Genomic DNA, 15,525 nt, shown 5'->3' with positions numbered 1-15,525 from the left:
AACGTGATCGTGGAGAAATCTCGAATGAAAAAGAATCTGCTCGTGCTCGCCGCGTTGGCGATGATGCTGGCCGGCTGCGTCGTCGTGCCCGCGCGGCCGCTGTATGTGCACGCGCCGCGCGTGGTCGTCTACTGACGCGGTGGGCCGGACGGATCCGTCGTGGTGTCCTCGGCGGCGGTGCCGCTGGATGGCTCCTCGTCGCTGCCGTCCGCCTCGGACCACGGCGCCTCGACCTCGGGCACTTCCGGTACCGGCGCGGGTGCTGGCTGCGGCAGCGGCGCCATGTAGCGCTCGGCGAGCGACTCGTAGAGCGGCGGCGCGAACAGGCGCGACACGCGGCTCGCAATCAGCGCGGTGGCCATCAGCGAAATCACGAGCGCGTGGCCGTCGATCATCTCCATCACGATCACGAACGAGGTGATCGGCGACTGCGTGACCGCGGCCAGATAGCCGACCATCGCGAGCGCGATCAGCATCGGCAATTGCATCGAATCGAACACCATGTGCAGCAGATTGCCGAAGCCCGCGCCGATCGACAGCGACGGCGCGAAGATGCCACCCGGAATGCCGGGCAGGTACGAGCCGACCATCGCGATCATCTTCAGGAACGGGTAGAAGACCGACTGCGGGTGTCCATCGAGCAGGCCGCGCGCTTCCGCATAGCCGCTGCCGAACGTTGCGCCGCCGGAGATCACGCCGACCACCGCGATCGTGAAGCCGCACAACGCGGCGAACGCGACCGGCCGCTCGCCGTGCAGCCGGCGCAGCGGCGCCGGAATCCAGCGCGCGGTGTTGAGCAGCAGCCAGGCGAATATGCCGCCGGCGATCCCCGTGACGATCGCGGTGAGCACCACGGCGAGCGCGAGCAGGTCGGGGAAATGCACGCCGATCTGGATCGTGCCGAAATAGGTGTAGTTACCGTTCAAGCCAAGCGCGACCACGCCCGCCAGGATGATCGCGGTGATCAATACGCCGCTTGCACGCGCCTCGAAGCTGCGCGTCAATTCCTCGATCGCGAACACGACGCCCGCGAGCGGCGTATTGAACGCCGCCGATAGACCCGCGGCCGCGCCCGCCAGCGCGAGCTGCCGTTCAATGTGCGCATTCGAGCGCGGATACAGCCGGCGCAGATTGAACATCAGCGCGGCGCCGACCTGTACGGTCGGTCCTTCGCGGCCGATCGTAAAGCCGCCGAGAATGCCGAGAAACGACACGGCGATCTTACCGAGCAGAATCCGCCACGACAGCAGCCGCGTGCCGTACTCGCGGGGCTTCGCATGCAGCGTCGCGATCACCTGCGGGATGCCGCTGCCCTCGGCGCCGCGAAAGAACCGCCGGGTGAGCCATACCGCGAGCGCGGCGACCGCGGGCGTGATGACGAGCGGCGCCCACGCATATCGATGCTGCACGCCGCGAAACGCGTCGTACCCCCAGTCGATCAGACGCGCATAGAGCACCGCGACCAGACCGACGGCGATCGCGCCGAGCCAGAAAATTCCGTACTGTCGCCACAGGCGTTTTGCGCGGCGCATGACGGCGGACGATCGAAACGGGATGGGCGAGGACATGAGGCGGATTGAGCGCAAAACGTTCAGTATAAGACGCGAGGCGCAGGGAAAAACGAGTGAAAGTATTTTGAAATGATGAGGTGGATCAGGTGGGCGCGACGATGCGCTGTAACGCGCCGTATTGCGAACCGAGCCGCGCGCGGCGCCCATTCGACTTGGATCGGTAAAACTGTCAGCTAAAATGAGTTCACCTTCGAACCAAGAACAGACCCTCAATGAAGCGAATCCTTATCGTCAAGGTCACTTCACTAGGCGATATCGTGCAGGCGTTGCCAGTGGTCGCCGATATCAAGCGCGCATTTCCCGGCGTTCAGGTGGATTGGGCGGCGGACGAAGCATTTGCGGAACTCCTGCACTGGAGCATGGGGGTCGATCGCGTGCTGTGCGCGCCGCTGCGCCGCTTCAAGAAGGCGCGCCGCTGGCGTGACCTGAAGGCGATCTGGGCATCGATCGCCGAGCTGCGCGCGTATCGCTACGACTATATCGTCGACATTCACGGCGTCTACAAGAGCGCGATCATCGCCTTTCTCGCGCGCTCGTCGCGGCGTATCGGCTATCAATCGCAGGACCTCGGCGAGCGCGGCGCCGCGTTCGCCTACACCGGACGTTTCGGCCCACGTCCGCAAGGCAATGCCTGGCACGGCATGCGCATCAGCGCCGGCGAGGCGCTCGGCTATCAAGTGGACGGCCCGCCCGTCTACAACCTGCGGTTGCCCGCGCCCGTCACGCAGCCGTTCGCGGCGCGGAGCGCGCCTGTCGCGGCGTTCTTTCATGCCACCTCCAAAGACGACAAGAAATGGCCGCTCACGCACTGGGTGGCGGTCGGGCGCGAGCTGAGCGAGCGTGGTTTCCACGTGGTGCTGCCGTGGGGGTCGGCTGGTGAGCAGGCCGCGGCCGAGCGGATCGCCGCGCAGGTGCCGGGCGCGAGCGTGCTGCCGCCAATGAGCGTGACCGAAGTCGCGCAGATGATCGACAACTGCACGCTCGTGGTCGGTACCGATACGGGCTTCGTGCACCTCGCGCATGCGCTACAGAAGCGCACGGTGATGATCTTCGTCGCGACGTCGCCCTCGCATTGCGGCGTCGAAGCGCCGAATCGTTCGACCTCGATCGGCGACGGGCGGTCCGTGCCGTCCGTCAGCGCGGCGCTCGAAGCGATCGAGTACGTGCAGGCGAGCAAGCCTGTACCCGCGATGCAGGACCAGTCCGCCGCCTGACTTCCTTCGCGCGATCGCGCAATCGTTTGCGTCAAAGAAAAGAGGCGCGACGCGCAGTCCGCCCTTGCGGGCGGCGCCTGCATCGTCGCGCCTCATAGAACGCCCGTGTCGGGGAACAGCGGGCGAAGCGGAATCAATTACACGTCTGTTAAAACTGTCGCTTTTCGTTGGACGCTGGGGCGTCCGATGCGCGCACGGCACCGTGCGCAGGCCGGTGGGACGCGGCGCGTCGATGCTCGCGCGGGGTGCTTGAATCCGCGCGATTGCGTCGGCGCCGAGGCGGCCAGCAAGGCTTCTATCGCGACAGTACGTTCAACGGAGTATAGGCGCTGTTTTCCATCATGTTGATGCGATTCGGCGGGAGCGGCGCGCGTCAGGCAAACCGCTCGATCGAGAGCCTCGATCGTGTAACGGCTCAGTGATCTTCTCTTACAAATGGCAACGTTCGACGCGGGGCGCATCGTGTTCAATCGGGTCATTCGGGATTTGCGCTCGAATCAACCTGACTCGATGGAGAACAACATGAAACGCTTGATCCTGACTCTCGTGGCCGGCACGCTGCTCGCATCGGCACTCGGCGGCTGCGTCATCGCGCCGGCGCCGGGCTACTACTACGGCGGCGGCTACTATCATCACGGCTACTACCGCTAAGCTGGGACCGGACCGTTGGCCTCAAGCGAGCAGCATTTCGAACGCGACCACTGCGGCAATCGCGGCGGCGTTCGCGGCCAGCGCCTCGACTACGATGCCTTTCCACGTCGCCGGACGGAAGCGCAGTGCGAGCAGCAGCGAGCCGAGCAAGGCCAGCGCGATGATCATGACGATATCGGCATTGTGAAGATGGACGTTCATACGATTCTCCCTGCTTTTTATAGGGTTATGCAGGGAGTATAGGCAAGTCAAAAAGACCCGCAAGACGGGGGATTTACCCAATGCGCATCGGCGGAAGCGTTTTTCCGCCGATGCGTCTTGCATCACTTCGGCATCACTTCGGCATCACTTCAGCATCACTTCATCAGTGTTTCATCGCGCGTTTCGCGCATGCACAGCACACCGAACAGGCTCACGGCCGCCGCGACCGACACATAGGCGCCGACCCACGGCAGCCCGCCGTGGGCGGCGAGCACTTGCGCGATGTACGGCGCGACCGACGCACCGAGAATCCCGCCCAGGTTGTACGCGACACCGGCACCCGTATAGCGCACGTTGGTCGGAAACAGCTCCGGCAGCAGCGCGCCCATCGGCGCGAAGGTCACGCCCATCAGGAACAGCTGGATCACGAGGAACAGCAGCACGAGCATCGGCTCGCCGCTACCGAGCAGCGGTGCCATCGTGAAGCCCGACAGGATCGCCGCGATGATGCCGACGATCAGCACCGGCTTGCGCCCGAAGCGGTCGCTCGCACGGGCCGACAGCGGGGTGGCGAGCGCCATGAACACGACTGCGACGCACAGCAGGCCAAGGAACGTCTGCCGCGGAATATGCAGTGACCCGACGCCGTACGACAGCGAGAACGTCGTCGCGTTGTAGAACAGCGTGTAGCAGACCACCATCGCGAGTGCGCCGAGCACGGTCGGCACCCAGTGCTGCGAGAACAGCGTCGCGATCGGCACGCGCACGCGTTCCTTGCGTTCGATCGCCGCCTGGAACGCCGGCGTCTCGGCAATCTTCAGCCGCACGTAGAGGCCGAGCGCGACCAGCACCGAGCTGACGACGAACGGCACGCGCCATCCCCAGCTGCGGAACTGCTCGTCGGACAGCGACAGGGAGAGCGCGAAGAACAGGCCGTTGGATGCGAGAAAGCCGATCGACGGCCCGAGCTGCGGAAACATGCCGAACCAGCCGCGTTTGCCGGCCGGCGCGTTTTCGGTGGCGAGCAGCGCGGCGCCGCCCCATTCGCCGCCGAGGCCGATACCTTGGCCGAAGCGCAGCACGCACAGCAGGATCGGCGCGAGGCTGCCGATCGCGTCGTAGCCCGGCACGAAACCGATCAGCGTGGTCGACAGACCCATCACGAGCAGCGAGGCGACCAGCGTCGATTTACGGCCGATGCGATCGCCGAAGTGGCCGAACAGGAACGAGCCGATCGGTCGCGCGACGAACGCGATGCCGAACGTGACGAACGCCGACAGCGCCTGCGCGGTGGCCGAGCCATGCGGGAAGAATACCGGTCCGATCACGAGCGCCGCGGCGGTCGCGTAGACATAGAAATCGTAGAACTCGATCGCGGTGCCGATGAAGCTCGCGAAGATGATCCGCGCGCTACTGTTTTGCCCGCTTGCGGGCTGAGCCGCGGAAATCGGCGAAGTGGACATGCAGGGTCTCCAATTGTCGTGAGGCCGCGGGGCGCCGCGCCGTGCTTCGCAGACAAGCGGCGGCGCGCGAGCGCGGCTTCCTCGTTGAGGTATAGGTTTTGGGCGCCGCGCGGGTGGCGCCGCGGCACTGCGGTTGGCTCATGCGCCGCGCCGCGGGTGTGCGGACGGCGTGAGCCATGCCGGAAGGCTCCGGCGCGGGGAATCGGAAAATTATAGCGAGCGCGCTCATTGCCCAGCAATGGCGGCATCAGCTCGTGTGGCAACGAAGGGAGCGTCGAGCACGATGGCCCGGCGCAGTGAAGCGAGGCCAACGCGTGTGGTGAGACCCGCGATGGTGCGTGTGATTGCGCGCACCATCCGCGCTCAGTCGTACGTTTCCGCTTGCGGCGAGGCGAGCTCGCGAAGCTGGAATTTGCCGTTGTCGTTGAACAGCCAGTCTTCGAACAGCTCGAGCTGGCCGCGGCCGTTCAGCAGCTTGCCGGGCGGTTCCGGCAGCGGCGCTGAGCGGCGCAGCGTCGCGAGCGCGGTGCTCTCGGCTTCGTCGTCGCCGTTCGTGCGATACACCGACGACTGGACGATGTGTCCATAGCGATCGACCGTGAACGACACCACCACGAGCGAGCGCAGCATCGGCTGCGGCTTGCCCTGCAGCACATACGACGGATTGCGTTCGACGATCCGTCGTGCCACCGCGTCGCGATATTGATCGAGCGACGCGCTGTTGATCGCGGCCACCGGTGTCTTGACGGTTTCGTGCGGCGTCAGTGTCGTGATCGTGCAACCAGCCACGGCGGAGACACCGAGCGTGATGAGCAACAGCCGCAGCACGCGCGACGAACTCGCGCGCGGAGGATAAAGAGTGCGAGAGAACATCGTCGACGGACCACGAAGAGAGCGTGACTGAATGGTAGTCAAAAACCGCCAGGATTCAATTCGCGTTAGCCCTCTGGGTGTCGCTGCGAGTATCAAGGACGCGCGTTGCTTGCCGATGTAATGGCCGGAAATATGCGCGAATTGGTCGGCGGGCGAAACCCGCCTACACTCTGATGGCCTCTTCATGAGGCATCGGTGGAAGTCTTTTGAGCCCGCTTATGGCGGGCTTTCTTTTGCCTTCAATTCGCGTTCACGAGCGGCAATAAAAAAGGCGAACCCGCCAAACGGGTCCGCCTCTTCGATAGCGATATCGGTTCAACCAGCAACGCTGCAGGCCTGGGCTCGCAGCGCTGCCCAGGCGTCGATCACTGCAACGCCGCGCGCGCCGCCTTCACCGCGGCCAGCACCTGCTCGGGCGCGGTGCCGCCCGGATGATTGCGGCTGGCCACCGAACCTTCCAGCGTCAGATACGAGAACACGTCGTCGCCAATCAGATGCGCGACGTTCGGCAACTCGTTGCGCATTTCGTCGAGCGTGAGGTCCGCGAGATCGCAGCCGCGGTCGGCGCACACGCGCACCGCGAGCGCGACCGCTTCGTGCGCGTCGCGGAACGGCAGGCCGCGCTTGACGAGATAGTCGGCGAGATCCGTTGCGGTCGAGAAGCCTTGCAGCGCGGCGTCGCGCATCGCCTGCGGCTTGACCGTGATGCCGGCGACCATTTCAGCGAAGATGCGCAGCGTGTCGGCGACCGTATCGACGGTGTCGAACAGCGGCTCCTTGTCTTCCTGGTTGTCCTTGTTGTAGGCGAGCGGCTGGCCTTTCATCAGCGTGAGCAGCGCCATCAGATGACCGTTCACGCGGCCGGTCTTGCCGCGCGCAAGCTCGGGCACGTCCGGGTTCTTCTTCTGCGGCATGATCGACGAGCCGGTGCAGAAACGGTCGGCCAGATCGATGAAGCCGACGCGCGGGCTCATCCACAGCACGAGCTCTTCGGAGAAGCGCGACACGTGCGTCATCACGAGCGCGGCAGCGGCCGTGAATTCGATCGCGAAGTCACGGTCGGAGACTGCATCGAGCGAGTTCGCGCAGATGCCGTCGAAGCCGAGCGTCTTCGCCACCGCGTGACGGTCGATCGGATAGCTGGTGCCGGCCAGCGCCGCCGCGCCGAGCGGCAGACGGTTCACGCGCTTGCGGCAGTCGATCATGCGCTCGGCATCGCGCGAGAACATTTCGACGTACGCGAGCAGATGGTGGCCGAACGTAACCGGCTGCGCGACCTGCAGGTGCGTGAAGCCCGGCATGATGGTCGCGGCGTTCTTCTCCGCGATGTCGACGAGCGCCACGCGCAGCTCGGTGAGCAGCCCGCCGATGCGGTCGATCTCGCCGCGCAGCCACAGGCGGATGTCGGTCGCGACCTGGTCGTTGCGCGAGCGGCCGGTGTGCAGGCGCTTGCCCGCGTCGCCGATCAGCGCGGTCAGGCGGGCTTCGATGTTCAGGTGCACGTCTTCGAGATCGAGCTGCCATTCGAACTCGCCGCGCTCGATTTCACCCTTGATCTGCGCCATGCCGCGCTGGATCGCGGCGAGGTCGTCGGCGGAAATGATCTTCTGCGCGGCGAGCATCGACGCGTGCGCGAGCGACCCTTCGATGTCGACGAACGCCAGACGCTTGTCGAAGAAAACCGACGACGTGTAGCGTTTGACGAGCTCCGACATCGGCTCCGAGAAGCGAGCCGACCAGGCTTCGCCTTTTTTGTGCAGTTGGGACGTCATGGTGTTGGGCGGTTAAAAGCGAGCGGTGAAGAGGCTGGCAACGCGCGTGCACATGCCGTGCAAGCGCGCCGCCGCGGCGAAGAAAGACTGCGATTTTAACACTGGGCGACCGCGTTCAAGGCGCGAACGCCCATCGCGCGCCTATTCGCGCACCAGCACCACCAGCTTCAGATCCTCGCGATGCGCGGGCTTGAACGTGATCTGGTCATAGACGATGCGCCCATCGCGCGGATGGTTGAACTCGCGCCTGCCGCCCTCGCGCCCGCCGACGTCCTGCGAGGCCCAGTAGCGCGCGAACTCGTCGCTCGCGGCGGACAGCGCATCGATCAGCCCGCGCGTCGGCGCATCGTTCAGATGGCGGATCGAGTCGGCGCGAAACTCGGCGGCCAGCCGCCGCGCGCGCGTTTCCCAATCGACGATCAACGTGCGCGCGGCCGGCTCGGTGAATGTGTAGCGCAGCAGGTTGCGGTCGTGCGCGCCGTCGAGCCAGCCGACGAACAGATCGGCCGCGCGCGCGTTCCACGCGAGCGCATTCCACTGCCGGTCGAGCACGTAGGCCGGCGTGTCGATCAGCTGCACGGTTTGCAGCAGCGTGGCGGGCGCATCGGCGGCGGCGGGGTCGGGCTCGGCGGGGTCGCGCTGCGCGGCCAGTTCGAACAGATACGCGCGCTCCGCGCGCGAGAGCTGCAACGCGACCGCGATGCGCGCGAGCGCATCGGCGGAAGCGGACACGGGCCGGCCTTGCTCGATCCACGTGTACCAGGTCGGGCTCACACCGCATAGCTGCGCGACTTCCTCGCGCCGCAGACCGGGCGTGCGGCGGCGCGGCCCCGGCGGCAGACCGACCGCCTGCGGCGACAGCCGCTCGCGATGGGCGCGGATGAAGTCGCCGAGCGCGCGGGCTGGTGTGGCCTCGAGCGGCGGCGGGTGATCGGCGGAGGACGGCGTCGTCATGCTAGCGGCTGCGCGTGGTGGGGGGTAATGGAGATACCAGAATAATTGCTCGACTTGTACTGGTACATGCGGGCTCTATTGTAGCGGCTGACATCGCGATAGGTGTTGTGTTGCCAGCCTTCACTCAGGCGTATCGCGACTCGCAATGAAAAAAGCCGGGCGTGGCCTCGATCGGCCACGCCCGGCTTCGGTTCGTTCGCGCTGCAAACTCAACCGGTATTGCGCAACCCCGCCGCGATGCCGTTGATGCTCAAATGAATGCCGCGCCGCACGCGCTGATTCGTGTCGCCCGCACGATAGCGTTTGAGCAGTTCGACCTGCAGGTGATTGAGCGGATCGAGATACGGGAAGCGGTTCTTGATCGAACGCGCGAGCAGCGGATTCTCGGCGAGCCGCTCGCTCTTGCCCGTGATCTCCGACAGCACCTTCGAGGTCCGCTCCCATTCCGCGACGATGCGCTCGAACACGTGCTTGCGCAGCTTCTTGTCGGTCACGAGCGCGGCATAACGCGAGGCAACCGCGAGGTCGGTCTTCGCGATGACCATGTCCATGTTCGACATCAGGTTCGCAAAGAACGGCCAGCTCTTGTGCATCTTCTTCAGCAGCGCGAGGCGACGCGCGCGTTCGGCGTCGGAAGGCGCGCTGTCCAGATGCTCGGTGACCGCGCTGCCGAAGCCGTACCAGCCCGTCAGCAGCAGCCGGCATTGACCCCACGAGAAGCCCCACGGAATCGCGCGCAGATCCTCGATCTTGCGTTGCTTCGGATCCTGCAGCTTGCGCGATGCGGGCCGGCTGCCGATGTTCAGCTCGGCGATCTCCGCGATCGGCGTCGACTCGAAGAAATACTCCTTGAAGCCCGGCGTTTCATAGACGAGCGCGCGATACGTGGCCATCGCCGTATCGGAGAGCTGCTGCATGGTTTGCTCGTACACGGGCAACTCGGCCAACGTGTGGTCGTGCGGCAGCAGCGACGCTTCGAGCGTCGCGGCCACGACGGTCTCCAGATTGCGTCGGCCGATTTCCGGATTCGCGAACTTGCTCGCGATCACTTCGCCCTGTTCGGTCAGGCGGATCTGACCGTCGACGGTGCCGGGCGGCTGCGACAGGATCGCCTGATAGGTCGGGCCGCCGCCGCGGCCGACGGTGCCGCCGCGTCCATGGAACAGGCGCAGCGTCACGCCGCGCTCGTTGAACAGCGAGACGAGCGCGAGCTCGGCGCGATACAGCTCCCAGTTCGAGGTCAGGAAACCGCCGTCCTTGTTGCTGTCCGAGTAGCCGAGCATGACTTCCTGCTCGTTGCCCTGATGTTCGATCAGCGTGCTGATACCCGGCAGCGCGATCAGATCGCGCATGATGTGCGGCGCGTTGCGCAGATCGGGAATCGTCTCGAACAGCGGGATCACCATCAGACCCGCGCGCGCGGGATCGTGCTCGTCGCCGAGACGTCCGCGCAACAGGCCGGTTTCCTTCTGCAGCAGCATCACCTCGACCAGATCGCTGACGGTCTCCGTGTGCGAAATGATGTAGTTGCGCACCGCGCGCGCGCCGAATTTCTCGCGCGTGATGCGCGCTTCTTCGAGCACTGCGAGTTCGCTTTTCACGAGGTCGGAGTAATCGGCGTGGGGCACGCGCAGCGCACGCGGCTGCGCGAGCTCGGCGAGCAGCACGTTCAGCTTGTCCGCTTCGGACAGCGCCGCGTAATCGGGCTCGACGCCGGCGCGCTTGAGCAGCTCGGCGATCACCGCTTCATGGATGTCCGAGCTCTGCCGCAGATCGATGCTCGCGAGATGGAAGCCGAACACTTCGGCCGCGCGCGCGAGCGGCGCGAGACGCGGCGTGGCGAGCGGGGCGCCGTGATGCTCGGCGAGCGAATCGATCAGCACGTGCAGGTCGCGCACGAAATCGGCTGAGTCGTCGTAGGGAATCGCGCGGATCGGCGGCACGCCGCGGCCGGCGCTGCGCAGCGGCACGCTGCCTTCGCCGAGGCGCACGCGCGCGCTCGCCGCGAGCCGCGTGTACATGCCGATCAGCGCGCGACGGTAGGGCTCGTCGGTGCGATGCGGCGAGTGGTCGGGCGAGGTGGCCGCGAGCTCCTTCAGCGCATCGCTCGCGCCGACCAGCAGGTTCGACATCGACAGCTCGGCGCCGAGCTTGTGCACCTGCTCCAGGTAGTGCTCGAAGATCACCTCGGCCTGACGCGTGATCGCGTTTTCGAGCGTTTCGGCCGTGACGTTCGGATTGCCGTCGCGATCGCCGCCGATCCAGCTGCCCATCTGGAAGAACGGCGGCAGCCGCGCTTCGAGCCCATGTTCCTTCAGCGCTTCCTCGATGTCGGCGTACAGCGCCGGCAGTTCTTCAAGGAACGTGCTGCGGTAGTACGACAGCGCGTTCTCGATCTCGTCGGCGACCGTCAGACGCGAGTCGCGCAGCATCCGCGTTTGCCACAGCGACGTGACGCGCGCGCGCAGCATCGCTTCGTTGTGCGCGCGCTCGCGGTTCGTCAGCGGCAGGTCGCGCTCGGCGAGCAGGCGCGCGATGTCGTGTTGCGCGTCGAGAATGCTCTTGCGCTGCACTTCGGTCGGGTGCGCGGTCAGCACCGGCATGATCAGCGCGTCGTCGAAAAACTGTTGCAGCACCGGGGTCGCGGCGGTACCGGCCGCGGCCAGCCGTTCGAGCGCGTGGGCGATCGTGCCCGGCTGCGAGGCCGAGCCCGCCAGCGCGTGAATCCGGTGACGACGATTGCGGTGACGATCTTCGGCGATGTTCGCGAGATGCGAAAAGTAGCTGAACGCGCGCACGACGCTGACGGTCTGTTCGGGCGTCAGCGTGCGCAGCTTCTTGTCGAGCGTCTGCGCGGCGGCGCTGTCGTCCTCGCGCCGAAAACGCACGGCGGTCTGCCGGATCGTCTCGACGACGTCGAACACCGCGTCGCCTTCCTGCTCGCGCAACACGTCGCCGAGCAGGCGTCCGAGATAGCGGATGTCCTGAAACAGCGGATGGTCCTTGTCCGCGCGCGTGCGGGCAACGTTCGGCACGCTGGGCTCAGCGGCGGGCTCCGCCTGCGACACGGCTTGCAGCTTCGACGGTTTTGCGGCGCGTGGCGCCTTGGCGTCGCTCCCGGCCTTGGCCGGCTTGCGCGCGGTGGCCGATGTCGCGGCCTGTTCGGCCTTGCTGGCCTTGCTCGCTTTGCCGGTTTTGGTCGGTTTTTGCGCCTTGTCCTGCTTGACTGGCACTGAGGTTTGCGCGGCCTTCGAGGCCTTGGCGGCTTGCGCGGCGAGGGTGCGGCGCTGCGTGCGCGGCTCGCCATGTTGAGCGACGCTCGACGATCGACCGTGTGCGGCAGCGTCGGACAGGGTGTCAGGCGTTGCGGCGTCGGCCGGGCGAGCGGTGGGCGAAGAAGTGTTGCGGCGGGCGGAGCGCGCCGATCCGGAAGACGTCACGATGGGTTTCCTCAGGGAAGCCAGGGTCTGTTGATTGATGAACTGCGACTGCGGAACTGCAACCAGCAACTACAACGTGAACTGCGTGCGAGAGAGCGCGAGGCCGACGAGGGAGAAGGAAGCCGCGGGCGAGCCGGCCCGCACTGGAGCGAACCCGCGGCAAGCATCGCCGCGGCAGGTTCGCCGCATTGCATCATCCCGCATGCCGCCGCCCGGTGCGCGAACGACCGTGCGTGGCAAGGCGGAATGGAGGCCTTCGCGCGCCGCGCGAGGCCCGTCTCCTCCGTCGAGACCGCTTCGGCACGAGGCCCCGCTGTGCCTTGGAACCCAAGGGCGCGAACGAGGGCGCGTGCTAACATTGATTGTTATTCCATCCCGAGATCAAGCAGCAAGCTAATGAACACCGAGACGTCTTCCACGCCACCCCACACGCTTGTGATTGCGTCGCGAGAGAGCCGCCTTGCCATGTGGCAGGCCGAGCATGTGCGATGTGCGCTGCACAAATTATATCCATCTTGTGACGTAAAAATCCTCGGAATGACAACACGTGGCGATCAGATTCTCGATCGCACCTTGTCGAAGGTTGGTGGTAAGGGGCTGTTCGTCAAGGAACTCGAGGCCGCGCTCGCCGACGGCCGCGCCGACCTCGCGGTGCATTCGCTGAAAGACGTGCCGATGGAGCTGCCCGCCGGTTTCGCGCTGTCCGCCATCATGGAGCGCGAGGACCCGCGCGACGCGCTCGTGTCCAATCAGTACGACTCGCTCGCCGCGCTGCCGGCCGGTGCCGTGGTCGGCACCTCGAGCCTGCGTCGTGAAGCGATGCTGCGCATGCGCTATCCGCATCTCGAGGTGCGGCCGTTGCGCGGCAATCTCGATACCCGACTCGCCAAGCTCGATCGCGGCGACTACGCGGCGATCATTCTGGCCGCGGCCGGTCTGAAGCGGCTGGGTCTCGCCGATCGCATCCGCGCGCTGCTCGATCCCGAAGACAGTCTGCCGGCGGCCGGCCAGGGCGCGCTCGGCATCGAGATTCGCGCCGATCGCGCGGAGCTCGCCGCATGGCTCGCGCCGCTGCATCATCAGCACACGGCGGCGGCCGTCGAAGCGGAGCGCATGGTGTCGCGCGCGCTCGGCGGCAGCTGCGAGGTGCCGCTCGCCGCTTACGCAACATGGGGCGATGGCGCGCTGCATCTGCGCGGCATCGTCGCGACGCCGGACGGTCGGCGCGTGCTGAGCGCGCAGGCCTCGGCGCCCGCGCCCACGGTCGAACGCGCGCTCGCGCTCGGCGAGGAAGTGGCGCACGCGCTCGCGCAACAGGGCGCGCTCGAGATCGTCCGCGCGCTCAGTACCGCAAGCGGTCCCGCGGCCACGCCCGACGCGGCGGCCAGCGAGTGATGACCGCCGTCACGCCCGAGCAGGCGCCTTTCACGGTCGTGATCACGCGGCCGGCCGGCCAGTCGAGCGAACTCGTCGAACAGCTCGATGCAGCCGGTCTCAAATCGCTCGACTTCCCGCTGATCGACATCGCACCCGTCGTCGACGACGCACCGTTGTGCGACGCGCTGGCGTCGCTCGAACGCTACGCGCTCGTCGTGTTCGTGTCGCCGAATGCCGTCGATCACGCGTTCGCGCGCCACGACGACATCTGGCCGCATGCGCTGCCGGTCGGCGTCGTCGGTCCGGGCAGCGTGCATGCGCTCGCGCGCCACGGCGTCAGCGCGCCCGAGCATCGCGTGATCAGCCCCGCAGCCGGTGCCGACGACGAATCCACGAGCTTCGACTCGGAAGGCCTGTACGCCGCGCTCGAGGCGCAACTCGGCGCCGCGAGCCTCGAAGGCAAGCGCGTGCTGATCGTGCGCGGCGATGGCGGGCGCGAATGGCTCGCCGAGCGCTTGCGCGAAGCCGGTGCCGAGGTCGACACGGTGGCCGCGTACCGGCGCATCGTGCCGGAGCCGTCGATCGGCGCATGGGCGCGCGTGCACGAACTGCTCGCGGGCGCGCCTCACGCATGGCTGCTGACCAGCTCCGAAGGCGTGCGCAATCTGCACGAACTCGCGCACGAGCATCTGACCGCCAGCGAAATCGCGCAGCTCAAACACGCGCTGCTCGTCACGCCGCATCCTCGCATCGCGCAGACCGCGCGGGCATTGGGTTTTGATAGGATTACGGTGTCCGGTGCCGGCGACGAGCGCATAGTCCGCGCGCTCGTCGCAGCGGCCGCCGTGCCTCCTGTCGTCCAACCGGTATCGTCCAACCCGGCTCAATCACGCATGACTGAAACGAACGCATCCACGAACGCCTCACCCCAGCCGCCGGCAAGCGCTCCCTTGCCGCCGAACCAACCCTTCACGCCGTACGAAGCGCAAAAGCGCAGCAGCACGAGCGGACCGCTGCTGTGGATCGTCGTCGTGGTCATCGCGTGCGCGGTGGGCGTGGGCGGCTTCGCGATGAACCGCAAGCTGGTGCGTACCGAGCAGGAGCTCGCGCAGCGTCAGCAGGCCAACGACACGCAGAGCAACGAGTTGCGCATCAAGATCGACCAGGCGCTCGCCACCGTGCATCAATCGGATTCGCAGGTCGCGCAGCTCGAAGGCAAGCTCGCCGATGCGCAGGCCGCGCAACAGGCGCTGCAACAGCAGTACGCGGATCTCGCGCACAATCGCGACGACTGGACGCTCGCCGAAGTCGGGCAGATGCTGTCCGCCGCGAGCCAGCAGTTGCAGCTGACCGGCAATACGCAGCTCGCGCTGTTCGCGCTGCAAAGCGCCGACACACGCCTCGCCGCGTCCGATAGCCCGCAAGTGGTCGCGGTGCGCAAGGCGATCGCGCTGGACATCGACAAGCTGAAGGCCGCGCCGTCCACCGATCTCACCGGTCTCGCGATCAAGCTCGACAACGCGATCGATCACGTCGACGCTCTGCCGCTGTCGGGCGAAGCGCCGATCCCCCATGCCACGCCGCATGCGGCCACGTGGGCCGATACCGCGAAGGTGGCCGCGGCCACCGGCAAGCCGCGCTGGGAAGTGTGGATCGACGAGGTCACGCACGGCATCGGCGAACAGCTGACGAGCCTCGTGCAGGTGCGTCGCATCGATAACGCCGACGCGATGCTGGTCACGCCGGATCAAGGCTACTTCGTGCGCGAGAACCTGAAGCTGCGTCTGCTGTCGGCGCGCCTCGCGCTGCTCTCGCGCAACCAGACCACGCTGAAGTCCGACCTGCAGGCGGCGCAGTCCGCGTTGACGCGCTACTTCGATGCGTCGTCGAAAGACACGCAGACGGTCATCGATCTGGTCAAACAGGTGGACGCCGGCTCGGCCGCGGTCGAACTGCCGAATCTCGATACGAGCCTGCAGGCCGTCAATCAATACCGGAACCGGAGTTAA

The 15,525-nt window shown here is 66.4% G+C and carries 11 protein-coding genes; 4 read left to right on the top strand and 7 right to left on the bottom strand.

Going from position 1 to position 15,525, the window contains the following annotated elements; genetic code table 11:
* Positions 1-128: 128 nt before the first annotated feature.
* Complete coding sequence (locus CI15_RS09460; protein WP_174543215.1) at positions 129-1,532, bottom strand: chloride channel protein; 1,404 nt, start codon at positions 1,530-1,532, stop codon at positions 129-131.
* Positions 1,533-1,783: 251 nt separating this feature from the next.
* Between CI15_RS09460 and waaC the strand changes: the two genes are divergently transcribed.
* Both waaC and CI15_RS38020 read left to right on the top strand, forming a co-directional pair.
* Positions 1,784-2,785: a lipopolysaccharide heptosyltransferase I gene (gene waaC / locus CI15_RS09455; protein ID WP_062126850.1), complete on the top strand. Its 1,002-nt coding sequence runs from the start codon at positions 1,784-1,786 to the stop codon at positions 2,783-2,785.
* 522 nt (positions 2,786-3,307) lie between these two features.
* Positions 3,308-3,436: a hypothetical protein gene (locus CI15_RS38020; protein WP_277621028.1), complete on the top strand. Its 129-nt coding sequence runs from the start codon at positions 3,308-3,310 to the stop codon at positions 3,434-3,436.
* 21 nt (positions 3,437-3,457) lie between these two features.
* Here CI15_RS38020 and CI15_RS09445 read toward each other — a convergent pair whose 3' ends face one another.
* The 6 genes from CI15_RS09445 to ppc all read right to left on the bottom strand — a co-directional run bounded on the left by CI15_RS09445 (position 3,458) and on the right by ppc (position 12,139).
* Complete coding sequence (locus tag CI15_RS09445) at positions 3,458-3,637, bottom strand: hypothetical protein (RefSeq protein ID WP_062126844.1); 180 nt, start codon at positions 3,635-3,637, stop codon at positions 3,458-3,460.
* A gap of 155 nt (positions 3,638-3,792) precedes the next feature.
* A complete protein-coding gene (locus CI15_RS09440) occupies positions 3,793-5,100 on the bottom strand; it encodes an MFS transporter (RefSeq protein ID WP_062126842.1) in 1,308 nt (435 codons plus the stop codon).
* Between the two features lie 363 nt (positions 5,101-5,463).
* Complete coding sequence (locus tag CI15_RS09435; RefSeq protein WP_062126839.1) at positions 5,464-5,973, bottom strand: energy transducer TonB family protein; 510 nt, start codon at positions 5,971-5,973, stop codon at positions 5,464-5,466.
* Between the two features lie 365 nt (positions 5,974-6,338).
* Positions 6,339-7,745: an argininosuccinate lyase gene (gene argH, locus CI15_RS09430; protein WP_062126836.1), complete on the bottom strand. Its 1,407-nt coding sequence runs from the start codon at positions 7,743-7,745 to the stop codon at positions 6,339-6,341.
* A 141-nt stretch (positions 7,746-7,886) separates the two neighbouring features.
* Complete coding sequence (locus CI15_RS09425) at positions 7,887-8,699, bottom strand: helix-turn-helix transcriptional regulator (protein ID WP_062126834.1); 813 nt, start codon at positions 8,697-8,699, stop codon at positions 7,887-7,889.
* Positions 8,700-8,908: 209 nt separating this feature from the next.
* Complete coding sequence (ppc, locus tag CI15_RS09420) at positions 8,909-12,139, bottom strand: phosphoenolpyruvate carboxylase (RefSeq protein WP_062126831.1); 3,231 nt, start codon at positions 12,137-12,139, stop codon at positions 8,909-8,911.
* Positions 12,140-12,535: 396 nt separating this feature from the next.
* Here ppc and hemC point away from each other — a divergent pair, with 396 nt between their 5' ends.
* Positions 12,536-13,534 (top strand): hydroxymethylbilane synthase, encoded by a 999-nt coding sequence (hemC, locus tag CI15_RS09415; protein WP_062126821.1) that lies wholly within the window; start codon positions 12,536-12,538, stop codon positions 13,532-13,534.
* Positions 13,534-15,525 carry a fused uroporphyrinogen-III synthase HemD/membrane protein HemX gene (gene hemDX / locus CI15_RS09410; protein WP_062126818.1) on the top strand — a complete coding sequence of 664 codons (1,992 nt, stop codon included), beginning with the start codon at positions 13,534-13,536 and terminating at the stop codon, positions 15,523-15,525. The genes hemC and hemDX overlap by 1 nt, the downstream gene beginning before the upstream one ends.

The organism is Paraburkholderia monticola (assembly GCF_001580545.1).
Classification (GTDB): domain Bacteria; phylum Pseudomonadota; class Gammaproteobacteria; order Burkholderiales; family Burkholderiaceae; genus Paraburkholderia; species Paraburkholderia monticola.
Note: the sequence above shows the minus strand (reverse complement) of the source record. Positions and strands in the feature narration are given on the sequence as shown.